This is a genomic window from Paenibacillus sp. FSL F4-0097 (assembly GCF_038593125.1).
GTDB lineage: Bacteria > Bacillota > Bacilli > Paenibacillales > Paenibacillaceae > Paenibacillus_AQ > Paenibacillus_AQ odorifer.
The window spans coordinates 5,903,056-5,922,570 of the sequence record NZ_CP151965.1; the positions used below are offsets into that span (position 1 = coordinate 5,903,056).

The following is a 19,515-nucleotide window of genomic DNA, read 5'->3' on the forward strand; positions in this document are numbered from 1 at the left end:
TAATATGTTTATTTATTCCGTACTCTTAATTTCCCCAGATTAAACCATCTGATAGATGGGTTGTTCAGCAATGAACCGGGTAGGAAGCATGGGATATTTGTCTGCTAAGATTTCAGCTAAATATTTCATTCCCGGCGCTTCACTCTCCGCATGACCTAACATGATGAGCGCTTTAGATCTGCCTTGGTGCCCTGCATCCCGCACATATTCCGGAGTCTCCCACTCTGGTCCCTCACCAGCAATAATTAAATCAAGATTGTGATCATTAAAAAGCGGAATAGCCATCGTCCCGCCTCCTCTGTAACCTACTAATATCCCTACGCGTTTGCAGGAAAGAGACAGGTCACCGGCAGCGCGTACATAAGAGATCCCTAGCTTACTTTTAATATATTGAGCAGCTTCCAGTACAGTCATAGCAGGAATAGTGAGAATCGTAGCAGCTGCTTGCTGCTCTTCCACGTATGCGGACCAATCTAGTTCTCGCAGTAAACCCACCATAATTCCATCCGGCTTTTGCCGATGCCAATAATCATGATAACGAAAAATAGCAATTTGGGAATGTTCGATCAGACTTTTTTTCGCATGATAAACCGGATCACCTTCTAACCACTCGCTCGCCGCATGATGGCTATAAAATACACCTTCATGCGTGATCAGCAAATTGGCTCCTAACGCTATTGCTTGCTCCACAACATTTTGTGTGGCAGAGAAGGCCGTAATAATCCCTGTGACTTCAGTTTCCGGTTCCCCTGGGTTCAGAATATCCACAGTCCCTTCTACCTGTTCCACAGTTCCCATTAAATCTTCCAAAATCGCTCTAATCGTGAGGCTCACTATCATCATCCCTCGATTCGAAATCTAATAAATCTTTCTGCCTTTAAGATCCTCAATTCCGCTCTTGCGGTAAAAATACGTATTGATCCGATCTCTCCATTCCTGCGCATGCTCTGCTTGCTCTTCAAGACGTTGCTTCACTTGCATATACAATCCACTATCCACGCTGCCTTCAAGTGATTCCCATGTCGCTAGAAGCTGTGCAGCCTGCTCAGCCCCCTCAAAATGAGTATCGTAGATATGCTGAATAATAGTTTGCCCCGATTGCAGAACATACGTGTATGGAACATGATGAAAGAACAGCAACAGCTCTTCCGGACAAGACGCTAGATTCTCATAATTTGATGCATTAAGCCCCATATACTGTCCGCTATAACCCGTTCCCGATTTGACTGAACGATCCACACCAATGCCCTTATGATCCGCATAATGGTACGTTCCCCACTTGGCGTATTCATACCCATCCACATTCGGCCCATAATGATGATCCGGATTAACCATCCAACCCACACCTAATGGAGCTGTGTAAGATTCGTAAATCCTCCATGAGTCCATCAACATCCCGCGAATAGCAGCCACTAGACCTTCATCAGTGCCAAAGGTAAGCCGAATCCATTCCTCAGCTATTTCTTTTGCCGTCAGCTCCGGATTCCAAATTAATCTTCCATATCCATACAGATTAGCTTGAGCTAACCCATGCCCCGTCCAGTTCATGTCATCTCCAACATTAGTTACAGCAGCCACACCATTATACTTATTTCCCCACACCGATCCGTCCACAATATGTTTCACAAGCGTAGTTTTCCCTTTGGCATAAGTATTGAAATCAAGGACTTCTTTCCACTGTGGAACAAGATAACAGAGATGCCGCTGCTGCCCCGTATATTCTTGAGCAATCTGAAACTCCATCAGATGATTGGTATGTTCCAGTGCGCCAAACAGCGGAGATACCGGTTCTCTGACTTGAAAATCCATCGGTCCATTCTTGATTTGCAGCACTACATTATCATTAAACCGGCCATCCAATGGTTTGAAATGATCATATGCCGCTCTGGCCCGATCTGTCTTACGGTCACGCCAATCCTGCTTGCAGTTATATACGAAACAACGCCAAATCACGATTCCGCCAAACGGCTCCAGTGCTTCTCCCAGCATGTTGGCGCCATCTGCATGGTCACGTCCGTAAGTGAATGGTCCTGGTCGATTTTCTGAATCCGCTTTGACCACAAACCCGCCAAAATCAGGTATCGCCCGATAAACCTCACTAGCCTTATCTTTCCACCATTTCCGCACCGCTGGGTCCAGAGGATCAGCTGTGTCCAATGCTCCGATCTGTATCGGGCTGGCGAAGTTAGCACTGAGGAATAGCTTAATCGCGTATACGCGGAATATTCCTGCAATCAACGCGATATCAGGCAAATATTGCTCCGTTATAAATAGAGATTCAAGCTCATGAACATTCACATTGTTAATCGAAATCGCGTTGATACCCACAGAGGACATTAATCTGGCATAATCACGTAGCCGCTTTGTATCGTTAAGAAATTGATTGGACTCGTAAAAAAAGGAGCGTCCAGCATAGCCACGTTCAATACTGCCATCAAAATTATCCCAGTGATTAATCATTCGCAGGCCGTTCACCGGATTCATAGATAAATCTAGAGCGTCTATCTCGCTTTCTGTTCCTATCAGCCGTAAAAGATGGAATACACCATACAAAATTCCAACAGACGTTAAAGCACCGATAGCGATACATCGCTCAGTAGCGTTTGTACGTATAAGGAAACCTTCAGGACCTAGTGAATCGGTTCGCTCTCCTCCGAATACTCTACCAATTAACGGATTCCCCCCTTGGAGGGTTCCTATAACGATACACGGTCCTTCTGGTTGCGCTGTGAGCAGTGGCGCTTTGCCCAGCATAGAGGTCATCCCCTGTATGAATTCCGCGGCTGCTGCCTGAATCGTCTCGTTGTCCTCCGTTACAACCAACTCACCACACCAATTTAAATATTGATTGTATAGAGATCCAGATTTCAGCTTGCCATAGTTGAGCCAAGCCTCATAAGCGGTATTTGTCATGTATATTCCTCCCGTATAAATAACCCGCCCTGGATTAAAAAGGACGGGTTCATGATTCGCAAGCTTGAGCAGATTACCCACTCTATGATTTGGTGACAGCGTTAAGCAATTGATGATAAGCCGGCTTAGGATTATGCTGCTCATCGAATAGAAATGGCCAATTTTTCCGTCCCCGAACAGGGAATTCGTCCAGCCATGTATAGTCATCCGCTGCTCCCCAGAAAGTGACAGAGCTAATCACGTCGCGGTATTCTTTCAACAGAGCAAACATCGCTTCATACCGCTCTGCCTGCAGCTCGAGCAGTTCGGCAGGTGCAACCTTTAAATCCATGCGTTTGTCATCGAAACGGAACATGGATACATCCAGCTCTGTCAATTGGAGCTGAAGCCCTAAAGATGCATACTTCTCAATAGCAGCACGTATATCGTCTAAGCTCGGATCGTATAAATTCCAGTGTGCTTGCAATCCGACGCCATGGATCGGCACTCCTTGTTCCAGCAGCGACTTCACCATTTTATAGATTTTATCGCGCTTAAGGGGATTAGACTCGTTATAGTCGTTGTAGAATAATAAAGCCTTAGGATCGGCTTCATGAGCATATTCAAACGCTTTGCCGATAAACTCCGGTCCGACAATGTCCAGCCACTTTGACCGGCGAAGAAGTTCTTCTCCTTCATCTGCAATAACTTCATTTACAACATCCCAAGCATAGATATCTTCCTTGTAACGCCCAACCACGGTCTGAATATGTGATTTGAGCCGTGCAAGCAATGCCTCTTTGCTTACAGGCCCACCCTTCTTATCCTCAAACAACCAGTCCGTAGTCTGGTTGTGCCAGACTAAAGTATGCCCGCGCATAACCATATGATATTTTCGGGCGAACGCAACCAACTCATCTGCTAGCTTAAAGTTATAAATATCTTCAAGCGGATGCAGACTTTCAAACTTCATCTCATTCTCAGCGGTAATGCTATTGAAATGATAGGCGAGCAAGTGCTCCTGTGATTGAATCGTCAACGGGTTAACGGCTGCGCCAATTTTGTAATCCTCAGCAAATATTGTTTTTAGTGCAGGTTCTGTGTAATCACTAGCTTGTCTCAACAAGTTCCCTCCTGACAAACGCATTTATATCAGTATTCGAATAATTAAGACTGATAATCGAACCAATCGAAGTAGGCAGGCACCTCAGCTACCTTGCCATGACCTGTCGCATATAAGCCGATAAGAACACCCGTAAATCCATTTCCTTTTACGGCTTGGGGGGATAATGGATAAGCTGCCGCTGTTGATAGCTTATTCCACTCCTGCCCATCCAAAGAATACAGGAAGCTGTATTCGTTAAGCTCAGCCTTAGCTTTCAAATAAATTCGCTCGGCAGTAGTTGGAATCTCTGCCGCTGTATGGGTTATTCCATCCATGGTCACATGAGCTGTAATCACTCTTTGGCCGTTTTTTTGAACAAGTCCAATTTCATAATGAGCGTTCTCATCTAATCTGGCGCAAAGTCCAGCCTCCACATCAGCAATAGATGAAGGCATTTCAAGCAGTGTGCTCCATTCTGCTGAAGTATGCTGCTGTCTTCTGCCTACAAAAGCCACTTGGCCTACTTCACTGAGACCTTTCGGTTGTCCTCGAAGAGATAACCATCCCTGCCGTTCGTTTAAGGACCAGCTTCCCTCAGCCGGATTCCGCAGAAAGGCTAATCCCAGCGGCAATACATGTTCATCAAAATCATATCTTCCACTAGTCTCAGGTTTTGGTGATTGACCAGGTACACGTGAAACCTTCATTTCCAGTCCGACAGTGTCTTCATTATTATCGATCATCGGCCATCCGTCTTCAGTCCAGCTTACGGGAGCAAGGAAAGTCTCTCTTCCAAGCACAGTAAATTTTGCATCTACTAGTCTTACTCCAAGGAATACGGCCCACCAATCCCCGTTACGATCCTCAATCAAATCGGCATGCCCTAAATACTGAATGGGATTATCAGTACCGCTGTGCGTCAATATCGGATGCGGCAATCGTTCAAATGGTCCATAAGGAGAGGAGCTGCGGCCAATGATCTCCCGATGTTCCTTTGCCGTTCCTCCTGAAGCCGTCATGATATAGTACATTCCATTTATTTTGTACAAATGGGGGCCTTCCGTCCAAGGTCCACCATCCCCAGTCCAGATGACAACAGGTTCTGTTAACGCTGCTCCCGTAGCAATATCTATCTCATATTGGATGGCATGGGAGTCATAATCTGCCCCCTGCTGGGTGGTTACATAAACCTTTCCATCCTCATCAAACATTAGAGAAGGGTCAATTCCTCCATAAGGAATACTAATCGGATCTGACCACGGACCCGCAGGATCCGTAGCCGTAACATAGAAATTCCCTTTCCCGTGTATTTCGGTCGTTATCATGTAAAACGTTCCTTCATGATACCGGATCGTTGGGGCAAATATCCCTCCAGAGCTCTTGCTTTTACGTGTATCCAGCTGACTTACACGATTGAGCACATGACCTATTTGGGTCCAGTGAATCAAATCCTGACTATGAAAAATAGGTACGCCAGGGAAATACTCAAAGGAGCTGCAAACTAAATAGTAGTCATCCCCTGCCCGGATGATACTTGGATCAGGATAGAAGCCTGGAAGTATCGGATTCGTGTATGTGATTGAAGATGGGGTCATAATTTAACAGACAACCTTCCTATTACTTAATAGTGATTGCAAGCTCCTTATTCCTTCACGCTTCCTACGTTCATTCCAACTACAAAATACTTTTGCATGAATGGATAGACTAGCAAAATTGGAACCGAAGCAACAATAGTAACGGCTGCACGAATGGACTTTGGAGTAACCATTGACCCCGCTGACTCTGCAGTTACCCCTGCCCCGTTAGCTACACTTGCGTTACTGTTCGCATTCATACTAGATGATATTAGTTTCATTAATTCATATTGCAATGTACTCAAGTGTTGGCGGGAAGAAGTGTAGATAAAAGCATCAAACCATGCGTTCCATGCACCTACCGCGACAAAAAGGGCGATGGTAGCAAGAACAGGTTTACACAAAGGGAAGACTACTTTCATGAAAATCTTGAATTCACCTGCACCGTCGATTCTCGCGGATTCCATAAGACTTTCATGCAAGCCGCCAATGTAAGTACGGATGACGATCATATTAAATGCACTTATCATAGTCGGTATTACATATACCCAAAACGTATTAATCAAATGAAGATCCTTAATTAGGAAATAGTTTGGAATCAGACCCGCATTAAAATACATGGTTAGGACGAAAATAAAGGTAATCTGTTTGCGGAAAACATATTCTTTCCGGCTTAAAGTATAAGCAAGCATTGTGGTTAAAAATAGATTCAGGATCGTAGATATCACTGTTCGTGCTACCGAAATCCAAAAAGCAGGAATAATTGTACCAGAGGCAAAAACTGCCTTGTAGTTTTGTATGGTCCACTCTCTAGGCCATAGATAAATGCCGCCGCGGATGGTATCATTCCCCGCATTAAAGGAGACTGCTATAGTATTCAGGAATGGATACAAGGTAACAATAACTAGACAAACCATAAATATAGTATTGAAGGTGCCGAACACTACGGGTTCGAACCCCAAATTTCTCATCCGTTTTCCAGCATTACTTTTTGGAGATTTTTGAGGAATCAATTGAGTTTTTTCCATGATTATAACAGCCTCTCTTCCCCTAGCCGCTTCGAAGTCCAGTTAGCTAATAGCAGCAACGTTACACTTACGACTGTTTTAAATATACCACCCGCAGTAGCTAAGGAATAATTCCCTTGCCCAATCCCGTATTTCAATACAAATATATCAATCGTATCCGACCAGTCTACAGTAAGCCCGTTCCCTAATAAGTACGGAACCTCAAATCCGACATCCAGTACATGTCCTATGGACATTATCATCAGGATTACAATGGTTGGTCTAATTCCCGGCAATGTTACATTGAACATTTTTTTGTACCGGTTAGCCCCATCAATCTCAGCAGCCTCATATAAAGCTGGATCTATAGAAGCAATAGCAGCCAAGTAGATGATAGTACTCCATCCAACCTCTTTCCAGACGGTTGAAGCACCCACAATACCCCAGAAATACTTCCCTTCACTCAACCAAAGAATCGGTGAATCGATAAGATGTAATTTCATGAGTACGATGTTGATAATCCCGTCGTTAACCGAGAGGGAGACACCTACAATCCCTGTTACAATAATCCAAGAGAGGAAGTGAGGTAAGTAGGATATGGTCTGCACGGTTCTTTTCCAAAATACATTTTTGATTTCATTAAGAAGTAAGGCCAATGTTATTGCGGTTATAAATCCTAGAAAGAAATTAATTAATCCCATAGCCAGTGTGTTTCGTAGTACCCTTAAAAAGGTATCGTCCGTAAATAGAAACTTGAAGTGTTTCAAGCCAACCCACGTTTGTTCGCCAAAAGCCTTAGCTGGTTTATAATCCTGAAAAGCCATGGTCCATCCCCAGACGGGAACATAAGCAAATAATATAATATAAAGCAGCAATGGAACCGACATCCAAATTAGCTGTTTCTGATTCTTAATCAAATTCATAGTAATAGGTTGCTTCTTTTTTCTTTTAGGATGCCGGTTAACTTTTTTTCCCGTTAAAATCTCATCCATATATTTTCTCCCCACATCATCCATATATTTCAGAAAGTGGTTGGCTAATAAGCCACCACTTTCTGATTTTTAAGCATGCTCTAACTATTTAACACTCCAAGTATCAAATCTCCATTTAAGCTGTTCATTGATTCTGTCTTCGTAGGCTTTAACATCCGCTTTATTAAGTTCTTTAACAAATTCAGCCCAAACTTTATCGAAATCGGAAGGACTAGCCAAGATTGCTTTTGGCAAGAACTTGGTTTTAACTTCTCCCATCTTCGTATCGGCAATTTTTGCTGGAGAATTTTCAACAAGATCTATGGACCAAGCAGGGTAAGCTACTGGATTCGGTCCAGGCTTACTGAAGAAATCTACATAACTGTTGAATCCATATGCGTCGAGGACTTCCTTGTCAAACGCTTCCAATCCTGCCTTATATTCTTCTGGTTGGGCTGCCGCATCCGTTGAGTTACCGTCTGCAAAGTACCCTTGCATTTTCGGAGCGGTAGCATACCAAGCTTCTGCTTTGTTACTCAGCTTCCAAGTAGCATCAACTGCGTTATCCCGTTGTTCTTGGGTTCTCATAAAGCGGCCGTTTTCCACAATATAATCTTCGCCTTCAATACCCCAAGTGAGAGTTTTTTGCCAATCTTCTTGAATCAATGTGTCCATAAGTTTAAGGATTCTCACTGGATCCTTAGCATTGATAGTAATCCCGAATCCATTATTCAAGTTAAGCGCAGGGCGATCCAGATAATAATCTTTGGTGTTGGTATCATACACAAGAGGCAGACCTACATAAGTTCTCATATCTTTTTCTTGAGTCTTGAGTGAATCTTCTGCTTTACCAAAGTTCCAGTGCTGATCAAACATTCCTAGAACGGCTCCGCTGGACAATTTAGCTAAATATTGGTCATAATCCATTGTAAATGCTTCTTTATCAATAATACCCAATGCATTCATATCATTAAGCTTCTTATAGTACTGCTTAGCATAGTCTTTATCCGCAAAGATTTCTGCCACGTTATCCTTAACCACTACTCCGCCATCATTAGGATGTCCGATCAGATGCTGAGGAGCGTTAAACAATCCCCAGTTTCTCCAGTCTTTGTTATGAATTTCAAACCCAACTGTTGGTTGTCCATCAATGGTTGGATTCTTCTCTTTATACTTAACGATAAGATCGAAATACTCATCCAAAGTTTTAACCACTGGATAGCCAGCATCTTTAAGTACAGCTTTCTGAATCCAGAAAGCTGGGCCAGAGTAATAGGTTGAATTCACATCACCGTTATACGCACCATAGTTTGGAAGTGTATAAATATGTCCATCATTTGGATCCTTCATCATGTTCCAGTAAGCTGCGTAATGCGCTTTCAAATTTGGAGCGTGTTCTTCAATCAAGTCCTCGAGAGGAATAAATGCACCTGCTGCCGTCAGTTGGGTATTAGAACTCATTAGATCTGGATAATCCGAACCGGCAATCATAACGCCAAGCTTCTGTTTAAGATCTCCTGCCAAGAATTCGAAATTGAATGAGGCGCCTGTTTTTTCTTTAATCATTTTATAAATTTTATTATCTGGTGTTGGTTGCTGGCCTGCTTCTCCAAGAAAGATACTAATTTCGAAAGGTTCAATCTTATCAGAATTTGTTCCTGCTGCAGTTGAAGTGGCTGTTTCTGCTGGTTTGTCTTCCCCCTTAGCCGTCGTATTGTTGCTGTTATTTCCTCCGCACCCTGCTAAGGTAAAGCTTAGGGATAACACAGCAATCAGACTAAGTTTCCATTTGGATATTAACCTGCCCCCCATAAAGCACCTCCATATATTTGTTGGTGTAACAATGTTGTAAGCCCTTACAAGTTAAATTATAGAGGTGATAATCTTCTGAAAATACGCCAGAATTAAAGATGTACCCCCAAAAAGTTTAGGTATTAGTGTTTTTAAATTCGTTAGGACTCATATGTAGTTTTTTTTCAAATTGCTTGAGGAACTGACTATAATTGCCATAGCCCACTTTCTCAGCGATTTCACTATTTTTTAACTTATTTTGTTGAAGTAAATGTACTGCCTCTTTTATTCGGAGGTTATGCAGCTGTTCATTGAAGTTAATTCCGTTCTTCTTGATCAATAATTGTCCCAGATATACCGGGTGCAGGAAAAACACCTCTGATAGCCTCTTAATGGTAAGACATTCGCGAAAATGCTCTTCAATATAATTGTTAATCTCCTGAACAATCCCCTGTGATCTTAGGTTTTGTTCCTTAAGAAGGATATCAATACTGGCCTCGCCGCAGAATAGCAAATTACGCATTAAGTCCGTCAAGGTGATCATTGAGTCTAACATCGCGGGAATTCTAATTTGATTAGATAAGGAGGACTCATGGACTTCACTGGCTTCCGAGGTAAACTCAATAATCTTATACATCATATGAATAACAATTTTCTTCACAACCTCTGGAGCGATGCGCTGCTCACGGAAACTGCGGGCTGCCGAGTTCACAGCTTGGCTAAAATCTGCGGAGTCCAGCGTATTAATAGGTCTTATCAAGTCATCCATCAGTTGAATTTGATCATAATGATAACTGAAGGGACTATCCTTAATCTCTTGATAACTCAGGACCTCTGCATTTTCAGGATAATAAAAATAATACATTAATGCTTCTTTCGCCGTTCGGTAACTGTTCCCGATCTGAAGCAAGGAGCCTACGCCAGCGCCAGCTGCAATATACAAAGCTTGTTTAGGGTGTTCATTCAGCAAGGGAGTTGCGATCTGATCGATCACAGCTCCCTCAGTGGACAATGAATTGTATCCGTATACGATTCCAAAACAATGACTCTCCAGATCCATCAGAAACATCGAATCTTTATCGGTTAGGAGGGCTGAGGCTTGCTCTCTGATCTCTGTATATAAAACCGGCTCTGTCTGTATCAGACAAATATTCCAATGGCTTTTCCCTTCCGATAATCGGTTAAGTACCTCCTGATTCGACTGCTCAGCTTTCTCATGCAGTATTCCTTTCAGGAGAGAAACAGCCTCCTCCGCGGAGGCTATTTGATTTAAACTGCGCTTCTGAGCTTCCTGCTCCAGCTCCTGATAAATCTCCAGTAATTCTTCTGCCGCTTCTTCTGGAAACACTGGCTTCATCAGATAATGATTAATTCCATAGTGTATAGCTGTCTTGGCATATTCAAACTCACTATAACCACTTAGTATGGCAAACTTAATCTCCTTAATCTCAGCTCGTTGCCAAGCTGCGACCATCTCCAGCCCATTCATTAGCGGCATATTAACATCCGTAATTACAAGATCTGGTTCGAGCTGTTTCATTAACTCCAGCCCCTCTTTGCCATTGCTGGAGGTTCCACATACCTCAAAGCCAAGCTCCTGCCAATCAATCCATAGCTGCATCGCTTCAAGCGCACTAGGCTCATCATCGATCAACAATACTTTGTATTTCATAGGGGGTCCCTCACTTTCTAGCTATTCTTCCGTTCCAGGAGTTTTAATGGAATATCAAAAGTGACAATGGTCCCTTCATCCGGAACGCTGCTGATATCAAAACGGACCTGATCTTCATAATACAATTCTAATCGGCGGTACACGTTGCGGATTCCGATATTCGTTCCCGAAGACGCTTCATTTTGCACATTACCTAATAATTCTTGCAGCTTCTCTGGCTCTATCCCTTTACCGTTATCAGAGACGGTAACTTTTAAGCGTCCCTCCTCCACTAACGTCTTCACTTTTATCACACCAAGTCCCTCTATGGCCTGTAGACCATGTTTGCAGGAATTCTCAACGAGCGGCTGCATGCTTAGCTTGGGAATCTTATATTGAAGCGACTGCTCATCGATCTCAAATTGATAATCAAATTTATCCCGGAACCGGAATTTTTCAATTTTTAAATACATCTCGATGAAAGTCATTTCTTCTTCCAGAGTGACGAGATCTTCTTTCCAGCTCAGCAGCCGTCTAAGTAATTTGGATAAACTCTTAATAATATCTGTAACATCCGAATAATTATTTTTAGTACAGACCACCAAAATGGCATTTAACGTATTAAACAGAAAATGCGGATTCATCTGGCTTTGCAGAAAATTCAGTTCAGCTCTTACTCTTTCCATCTCCAGATTATTTTTTTGAATCTCCAGTTTATATACATCATTGATCAAGGAATTAATGGTAGTGGTCATCCTGTTAAAATTACGGATCAGTCCCCCGATCTCATCCTGGCCTTCATCGATTCGAATCAGCTCAAATTTCTCATTGGATACTTTCTGCATATGTCTGGATAACCGTTTCACCCGATAATTATAGGATCTTAACATCACATATAAAAAAGCGGTTGTGATTAGCGTGACAATGGACGCCAGAATCCCTGCATAAATCCGAATCTCCATTATCGCTTGGGTAATACGCTCACCTTGTGTAATTCCTATTATCCGCCAGCCCTTTATATAACTAGCTCCGCCGACGGGTACAATATGAACGTCCTCCTTGCGCTCATCATCCTGCAGCTTGAACACGGGATAAGGTTCCGCGGTGCCTCTTTGATAGCCGCTTTGTGCAGACATAATAATCTCGTCCTGCTCGTTAACTAAATAAAGACTCAAGTAATCTTTTTCTCTGATAATCACGTCATATATTTTACTGAGATCCAAATCAATTCTAAGCAGCTTTTCAAACTTATTGTATGAGCTGTAAGCGTCCATTCGCTCAATAACACTCAAATAAGGCGCTGTAGAAATCACACTAGAGGTATCACTCATATGATAAGCGGCAAGAAACAGATGTTTATCCGCAGCCTTCGACTGCTTATACCATTCACTATTCATTACCTTTTCATTGATGACCTGATAGTTGCTGCCGGAAACAATGGAATCATTGTTCGTAAATACAGTAATCCGTTCAATCTGATTATTCACCGGCATATAGCTGTTCATGCGGTCTCTCAGCTGTTCATCAAAAGTGTCATAAAATTCAATAGAGTTCCCATACGTCCGCTCAAGCAATTCATACAGGTTCTTATCGGCAGAAAGCGTATAGCTGACAGCTACCCCACCTTCAATGAAATCATGAATGTCCTTTCGGGCTCTTTCTAAAGATATTTCCAGGTTCTGCTGCTCTCTCGATTTGATCAGATCGGAAATCCGATCCAAAAAAACAAGGTTAATAATAATGATAGGGAGAAGAACACCTATGATATAAATAAGGGAAAATTTATAATTCAAGGGAATATCATTCACTACTTTTCTAAATCTGAATTTTTTTCTCTCCATATGAAACACCTTGCTTCCCCTAGAGCTGTTGGTTCTTATTCTCATTTTTATACACGGATGGTACTACCCCTACAAGCAGCTTAAACTTATCTATAAAATAATCAGTGTTAGAGAATCCCACCTGCACCGCTATATCCGATATCTTTAGCTGTGTTCGTTTCAGCAGACTTTTCGCCTCTTCAATCCGTTTAGCATTTAGGTATTCACTAAAGCCCTGACCCGTTTGCTTTCTAAACAGTTGTCCCAAATAGGTAGAATTAATATGAAATTGTTGTGCCAAATCCTGAAGCTTTAATTTATTCCGAAATTCACGATCCACATACTGAATAACCTTGTAAATCGTATTTCGTTCATTCTGCTGCTCTAATTCAGACAGATAGACGGCAGCACGTTCACACAGACTTTGTACATAACGGCTTATTATAAAATAATCACTGAGTTCACCCAGATTTCCGTATTCTTGCTGAAGCTTAGTCATAATCGCATCCGGGTCTCCATTCATTTGAGCTATAATTCTACAGATCGTAAGCTCTAAATGGGCCACTTTTGCTTTTACAACTTCAAGGGTCAGCAGATTCTCGACGAAAGCAGCAAACGCTTCTTTAACACAAGGCTGGATTTGCTCCGTATCATTCGTTTGGACCTTATGCAGCAGCTGTCTGAAATGATCCTCATGAGGTTCTTCCTTTTTCAGGTTTCTAAGTTCACTATAATAAAAGACCCCTCTTTTCTGCTGGTGCGTTTTTCGTTTCCATACCTCAAGTGCCTGCCTATAAATCTCTCGAATAGAGCTCACCCCGACCATTCTGCTGCTAAGTGCTAGAAAGACCAGCTCCTGTGATTGCTCAGTGAGATCCGAATACATCTGGTTGACGATAGACTCCAGGCTCTCATTCCCGATAGAAGCAGACTGAAGAATGATCCCCGCTCTTCCCGATCCGTCTTGAAAGAAGCAGAAGTTTTCCTTAGAAAAATAATCGCTTATCTGCGGCTGGTATGGATTCATAGAGGAGGCCGGTTCAATAAGAATACACATTACCTCTGCATCCGCTTGAAGCTTCAAGGTGTTTCGGGTTAGAAGCTCTAAATTTTCGTTATACTCCCCTTGGATCAGGCGATTGATGATATTATTTACGATAAAAAATTGCTTTTTATCAAACTCCTCATTGGAAGCGATTTCATTTTGGATTATTGGAGTGATCCTGCTTAATAAAGCCTCTATTTCTTCATCATCAATGGGTTTTAATAAATATTCATTTACCCGCTGGCGCAATGCCGTGCGTGCATACTTGAAATCATCATATCCAGACAAAATCACAAATTTAGGAGGTTTCTCCATCACCTCATTCAACTTTGTAATAAGCTCAAGACCGTTAATTACAGGCATATTAATATCCGTGAGAACCAGTTCCGGTTTATTCTCCTGGATAAGCCTCATCGCATCCGTGCCGTTTTGAGCTTCACCACAAACTTCATAACCGAATTTTCCCCAGTCGATCATCGTCCTTAGCCCCTCAAGAACCCAGGGTTCATCGTCCACGATCAGAACCTTAAGCATGACGTTCGCTCCAATCTTATTAAGATAAGCCCGCGCTTTACACCAAAATATATAGATCATGCTATCATACTTGGATAATGATGTGAATTCATAAATTTTCCTTCTTTTGTTTAAAACAGTACTTTTTTTACTTGAAAAAACATACTAAAAACAGCGTATCCTAAATTTCAGACACACCTTTACAAGGGCCCAACAATCCATTATTATAGTTTACATTGAGTAAAGGATTACACAGTGTAAATATTATGGGAGGGCTATGATATGAGCAGCTTATCTAAGTCTGCTAGATTTCCACTTTTCATTCTGATGTTGAATCTATTTATCGCTTTATTGGGGCAAGGTATGGTCATTCCCATTCTACCTGAATATCTGAAACTGTTTAATGCGTCAGGGGCTGCCGCCGGATATCTTATTGCGGCTTTTGGAGCAGCACAGTTTATTTTTTCACCTATAGGGGGACAGCTTTCGGATAAATGGGGCCGAAAATCAATGATCATTTCCGGAATGTTTTTAACCGTCCTTTCAGATCTGATATTTGCTGTATCTACGACATTGCCCCTACTTTACATCGCTAGATTTATTGGGGGTATAGGTATCGGAATCATGGTCCCTTCCAATATGGCCTATGTCGCTGATATCACCACCCATGAAACCCGTGCAAAAGGTATGGGGTACTTGGGGGCTTCCATGAATTTGGGTATGGTACTTGGTCCAGGGTTAGGCGGGATTATCGCTGGGTTTGGCATACGGGTGCCTTATTTTTTTGCGGGTGGACTTGGGCTTATCGCTACGATACTTTGTTTTTATATGCCAGAGACACTACCAAAGGAAAAACGGAAATCCGTTAACAAATGGGCCCCTCGGGAATCCATTCGTAGTCAAATCGTAAACTCATTCCGGACGTCCTATTTCCGCTATCTTCTGCTCATTCTGATCATGACATTTGGTCTGATGAATTATGAAACGGTGTACGCCCTTTTTGTGGAACAAAAATACGGTTTTGATGCAACGAAAATCTCAATCATTATTACGGTTGGTGCTATTATAGGCATTATTGTGCAGATCTGGCTGCTTGATCATCTGATTAAGAGACTTGGCGAGATAAAGCTTATACGTATATCATTGGTGATGACCGCTATAACCTTATTGTTGATGATATTCAAGATCAATTTAGGTTATTTATTAGTTGTATCAGGTTTATTTTTTGCTTTTAATGCTTTTTTACGACCCACAGTAAGTACATTGATTGCCAACTCAGCTGGTGATCGACAAGGATATGCTGCCGGATTAAATACAACGTACACCAGTATAGGAAACATACTTGGACCCATTTTAGCGGGATTGATGTTTGACAAACATATTAATATTCCCTATATTTTTGGGGCAATTATCCTGGCATCTGCCTTTCTCATCACCTTACAAAAACCAAAAAAGGAGCAAGAAAGGAGTGTCGCCCATGACTGAGAACTGGCACCAGAATTTAAAAAACAAAAACCGGGAAGAATTAATTGCTGCGGCGAAGGATCTTTTTATGAAGCAAAGCTTTCTCAAAGTTAATATTAAGGATGTCTGCGACGTGGCTGGTGTAAGCCGGGTTACCTTTTATAAGCATTTCCAGTCCATGAACGAACTGATTTTTGAGGTCCAGATGGAAATTCTGGAGAGCATGACGCAATTTGTTAGAAGCGCACCTTCTTCAATTGAAATGAATGGTAAGCAAATGCTTGCTTCGATGCTTAATGCTTGGATTGATTATGCCCGGCAACACTCAGGTTACATCAAATTCATTCTTCTATTCGATTTGCATTTTGAAGCCTATGATTACAGTAAAGAACTCAAAGAAAATTACAGAAATTTTGTGATGCGGGGAAAAGAACGACATTTCTTAATGGATGCTCTGGAGGCCGGAGTTAAAGATGGATCGTTAAAATTTGATACAGAACCCTTATCCACTGCTCATTTCATCTTCACGTCTATGATGGGTTTATTACAGAAAATGAGCCTGATTTCCAAAGACGATTTCAAAAACGAACTTCAGGATATTCAAATTGCTAACCGATTTGTGGACATGTTAGTTCAGTATTTAAGTACAGAAAGTGATGAATCTCCTGCCTTGAAGTAAGGGGATCCATCACATTCTACGTAATAGAGAGAAGTAGTTTAAATGAAATTATTCTGATTTAAGGAGCGGTTAGACTCATGTTTGATTAACCATTCTTTTCTGGCAAGCCCGCCTCCATAACCACCCAATTCACCATTGCTGTTTATCACTCGATGACATGGAACCAAGATTGAGAGTTGATTGGTACCATTCGCCCTTGCTACAGCGCGGCAAGCAGAGGGATTATTGATTTTCTCTGCAAGCTCCTTATAAGAAGCTGTCTGTCCCAGAGGTATTTTCCGGAGTTCATTCCACACCTTTTGCTGAAAGTCTGAGCCCAGATAACGAACCGGCGTTGTAAATTCCGTAAGTTCACCTGTGAAATACAGCTTCAATTCCTCCTCAATTTGGTGAAGGACGGCTACCTTTTCAGGTAATATAGTTGCATTTAAGCGAGTGCGTAATCTTTTGATTTCATTTTCAAGACCCTTGCGATCCACAAATTCCAGCAGTAAAAGACTCTCTTCATTGGAGATGGCCAGCATGGAACCCAATATCGTTTCTATCCAAGTACAGTACAGCACTTTAATCTGCTTGGAATGATTCGGGACAGTCCCCATCGTTCGTGAAAAGGCATCCCTAAACCCATTGCTCGAATCGTACCCGCTTTCCAGTTGTGCGTTAATGATTGAATCCCCATTCCTAATATGTTTGAATGCCAGTCCTAAACGTCTAGAACGTGCATATTCGATAAAGGTCATCCCGAATTGTTTCTTAAATTGGCGGCGTGCCGTGTTTGCACTAATAGACAGCTCATCAAAATCTTTATCTGTCCATTTTCGTTCCGGATTGCTCTCAATAGCTTCTACAAGCAGCTTTACTTCAGGAGACATTTTTGTTGGATTGGATAACGGCTGACACCTTTTACATGGTCTATATGATGCTAATAAGGCTTCCTTGGCTGTAGCAAAAAACTCACAATTTTCTTTTAATGGCTTTTTAGCGGGACAAGTTGGCCTACACATGATCCCCGTTGTCTTCACTCCTACAAAAAATACGCCCTCATAATTCGAGTTTTTCTCGACCAGCATCTTATAATATTTATTGATATCCTGCTCATTAGTTATCATAGTATGGTTAGCTCATTTCTAAATAAAGTCCTGAGGCGTCAAGCGTTTGCCGGGCATTTTCCTGAAGATTATGTTGTGCCTGAAAGAAACTACGCGGGCCATAGCTAATCCGTTTCACGCCAATTTTTTGCAATTCATGATTTGAAAGCATACCGTCCATAACCATGATATTCACAGGCAGTGGCGATTTTTTGACAAATTGTTCAATCAAGCTTGGATCAGCGAGCCCCGGTATAAAAATCCCATCCGCTCCAGCGTCAGCATAAGCATAGGTACGTTCTATAGCTTGATTCACTAGATCCATCGAATGTTCCTTATCCTTGAAAAAAATATCCGTTCTAGCGTTAATAAACACACGCTTTTGCAGTTTGGAGGCTACTTGTTGTATGGTTTTGATCCTACGGCTTTGTTCGCTGGTCTCCCATAGTTCATTGTTAGGATGATTTACAATCTGATCTTCAAAATTGATACCACAGATGTCTAATTGAAATAACTGCTCCATGTTATGCGCTAAAGTATCCTCATCTACAGCATATCCACCTTCGATGTCTACGGTCAATGGAACCGCTACTCGTTCGGCAATCTTTGAAATCATCCAAAGCATAAGCTCAAATGTAAGCTGTTCACCGTCCGAATATCCCCACGCTTCCGCCATGGAATAGCTGCTAGTTGCTACCGCCTTTGATCCAGCTTGTTCTATTGCTTTAGCTGAGGCTACATCCCAGCAGTTGTACAGGATCAGTGGATTTTTTTGATCATGCAGCGTTTTAAAATAGTCATAGTTTTTAGTGTTCATAAGTGGTCACCTCCATTTAGTTAAGAATAGAACCACTATATATTAGACATCCATTATCGATACCAGAAAAATTAACACCAATCTTTTTTTCCACAAAAAAAACACCGATAGATAATCTAATCCTCTCAGGATCAGATCATACCATCGATGCCAGTTTGCCGATTAAAGTTCTACCTTACGGAGTGATTGTTTTGGTGATAGTTTGGATGACTTTTTCCCTGTCCCCATCGGTAGGATTTGTGGAGCTGCGATCCCGATCAGAACTACGATAATCCCGATCCAGCGAAGTAATGATACCTCTTCTTGCAGAACTAACACGGAGGCTACTACAGCTGCCGGTAACTCCGCTGCCCCTAAAATCGCGCCTAGACCTGAACCCAGCTTCGGAACCCCGATCGAAAAGAACAGAACTGGAATTACGATGCCCAACAAACCTAGAGGTAGTCCGTATTTCCAAAGCCCATCGGTAATCGCACCGTCATATAAAAACGAAGGAGAAAAAACAGTCATAATAATAACCATTGCACTAGTGGTCATATACAAGCTTTTATTAACTGCAGGTACCTGCGTAGCTACTCTTCCACTCACAAAAATATAGAAGGCAAACGACACGGCTGACATTAAGCCAAAAACCACACCAGTGGTCGTGATTCCACCTACACTCGGCTCAAGGATGCCCCCCGCTAATACCGTACCAATTAGAAGGATAACCATCGAAATCACTTTTTCCCGACTAGGAAGTTTTCGATCTACAACCGCCTCCAGAATTACACCGATCCAAGTAAATTGGAATAACAGTACAATCGCAATCGAAGCAGGCAATTGTTCAACGGCGAAGCCATAAAATATGCCAGTTAAACTGATGGTGATCCCAGCGGCTAATAATTTCCCGCCTGTTTTTAGCCCTAATTTCTTTCGGGAAAATAATAAGACCAGCAAGAGCAGCATACACCATCCAAAAAAGTATTGTGATCCTACCAATTGTTTCATTCTAAAGCCATCGTTCATTCCAAGCTTGACGATCGTAGAGAGTGAGCCATAACTACAAGCACCTAAAAAAACTAGTAAAGCATATTTGAATAACTTCATATTCATCGT

At 42.0% G+C, this 19,515-nt stretch carries 15 protein-coding genes; 2 read left to right on the top strand and 13 right to left on the bottom strand.

Translation table 11 applies throughout. The features are described 5' to 3' along the window. Nucleotides 1-39: 39 nt before the first annotated feature. The 10 genes from MHH86_RS26500 to MHH86_RS26545 form a co-directional block, all read right to left on the bottom strand. Nucleotides 40-798, bottom strand: coding sequence for a Nif3-like dinuclear metal center hexameric protein (locus MHH86_RS26500; RefSeq protein WP_256717319.1), 759 nt, complete (start codon nt 796-798; stop codon nt 40-42). A 60-nt stretch (nt 799-858) separates the two neighbouring features. Then, nucleotides 859-2,913 carry an alpha-glucuronidase family glycosyl hydrolase gene (locus MHH86_RS26505; RefSeq protein WP_076316376.1) on the bottom strand — a complete coding sequence of 685 codons (2,055 nt, stop codon included), beginning with the start codon at nt 2,911-2,913 and terminating at the stop codon, nt 859-861. An 82-nt stretch (nt 2,914-2,995) separates the two neighbouring features. Beyond that, on the bottom strand, nt 2,996-4,015 hold the full coding sequence (locus MHH86_RS26510; protein WP_036685392.1) for an endo-1,4-beta-xylanase: 1,020 nt from the start codon (nt 4,013-4,015) through the stop codon (nt 2,996-2,998). 44 nt (nt 4,016-4,059) lie between these two features. Continuing rightward, on the bottom strand, nt 4,060-5,592 hold the full coding sequence (locus MHH86_RS26515; RefSeq protein WP_051491381.1) for a glycoside hydrolase family 43 protein: 1,533 nt from the start codon (nt 5,590-5,592) through the stop codon (nt 4,060-4,062). 47 nt (nt 5,593-5,639) lie between these two features. Next, entirely contained in the window at nt 5,640-6,542 is a 903-nt protein-coding gene (locus MHH86_RS26520; protein WP_036685620.1) for a carbohydrate ABC transporter permease, read from the bottom strand. A 59-nt stretch (nt 6,543-6,601) separates the two neighbouring features. Further along, on the bottom strand, nt 6,602-7,570 hold the full coding sequence (locus MHH86_RS26525) for an ABC transporter permease subunit (RefSeq protein WP_036685395.1): 969 nt from the start codon (nt 7,568-7,570) through the stop codon (nt 6,602-6,604). An 84-nt stretch (nt 7,571-7,654) separates the two neighbouring features. Next, nucleotides 7,655-9,361, bottom strand: a complete 1,707-nt coding sequence (locus tag MHH86_RS26530; RefSeq protein ID WP_036685398.1) for a sugar ABC transporter substrate-binding protein — start codon at nt 9,359-9,361, stop codon at nt 7,655-7,657. A gap of 115 nt (nt 9,362-9,476) precedes the next feature. Continuing rightward, the gene (locus MHH86_RS26535) at nt 9,477-11,012 is read right to left on the bottom strand and encodes a response regulator (protein ID WP_038573235.1); all 1,536 of its coding nucleotides are present in this window, start codon (nt 11,010-11,012) and stop codon (nt 9,477-9,479) included. Between the two features lie 17 nt (nt 11,013-11,029). Further along, the gene (locus MHH86_RS26540) at nt 11,030-12,832 is read right to left on the bottom strand and encodes a sensor histidine kinase (RefSeq protein WP_036685623.1); all 1,803 of its coding nucleotides are present in this window, start codon (nt 12,830-12,832) and stop codon (nt 11,030-11,032) included. A 19-nt stretch (nt 12,833-12,851) separates the two neighbouring features. Further along, nucleotides 12,852-14,390, bottom strand: a complete 1,539-nt coding sequence (locus MHH86_RS26545; RefSeq protein ID WP_076144559.1) for a response regulator — start codon at nt 14,388-14,390, stop codon at nt 12,852-12,854. A 261-nt stretch (nt 14,391-14,651) separates the two neighbouring features. Between MHH86_RS26545 and MHH86_RS26550 the strand changes: the two genes are divergently transcribed. Together MHH86_RS26550 and MHH86_RS26555 are read left to right on the top strand one after the other, a co-directional pair. Continuing rightward, a complete protein-coding gene (locus MHH86_RS26550) occupies nt 14,652-15,854 on the top strand; it encodes an MFS transporter (protein WP_036685408.1) in 1,203 nt (400 codons plus the stop codon). Further along, nucleotides 15,847-16,512, top strand: coding sequence for a TetR/AcrR family transcriptional regulator (locus tag MHH86_RS26555; protein WP_036685410.1), 666 nt, complete (start codon nt 15,847-15,849; stop codon nt 16,510-16,512). The genes MHH86_RS26550 and MHH86_RS26555 overlap by 8 nt, the downstream gene beginning before the upstream one ends. A 38-nt stretch (nt 16,513-16,550) precedes the next feature. Here MHH86_RS26555 and MHH86_RS26560 read toward each other — a convergent pair whose 3' ends face one another. From MHH86_RS26560 to MHH86_RS26570, 3 genes are all read right to left on the bottom strand, one after another. Continuing rightward, on the bottom strand, nt 16,551-17,621 hold the full coding sequence (locus MHH86_RS26560) for a trifunctional transcriptional activator/DNA repair protein Ada/methylated-DNA--[protein]-cysteine S-methyltransferase (RefSeq protein WP_036685413.1): 1,071 nt from the start codon (nt 17,619-17,621) through the stop codon (nt 16,551-16,553). Nucleotides 17,622-17,628: 7 nt separating this feature from the next. Continuing rightward, a complete protein-coding gene (locus MHH86_RS26565; RefSeq protein WP_076144560.1) occupies nt 17,629-18,417 on the bottom strand; it encodes an isocitrate lyase/phosphoenolpyruvate mutase family protein in 789 nt (262 codons plus the stop codon). A gap of 162 nt (nt 18,418-18,579) precedes the next feature. Then, complete coding sequence (locus tag MHH86_RS26570) at nt 18,580-19,506, bottom strand: DMT family transporter (RefSeq protein ID WP_076144605.1); 927 nt, start codon at nt 19,504-19,506, stop codon at nt 18,580-18,582. Nucleotides 19,507-19,515: the final 9 nt, after the last annotated feature.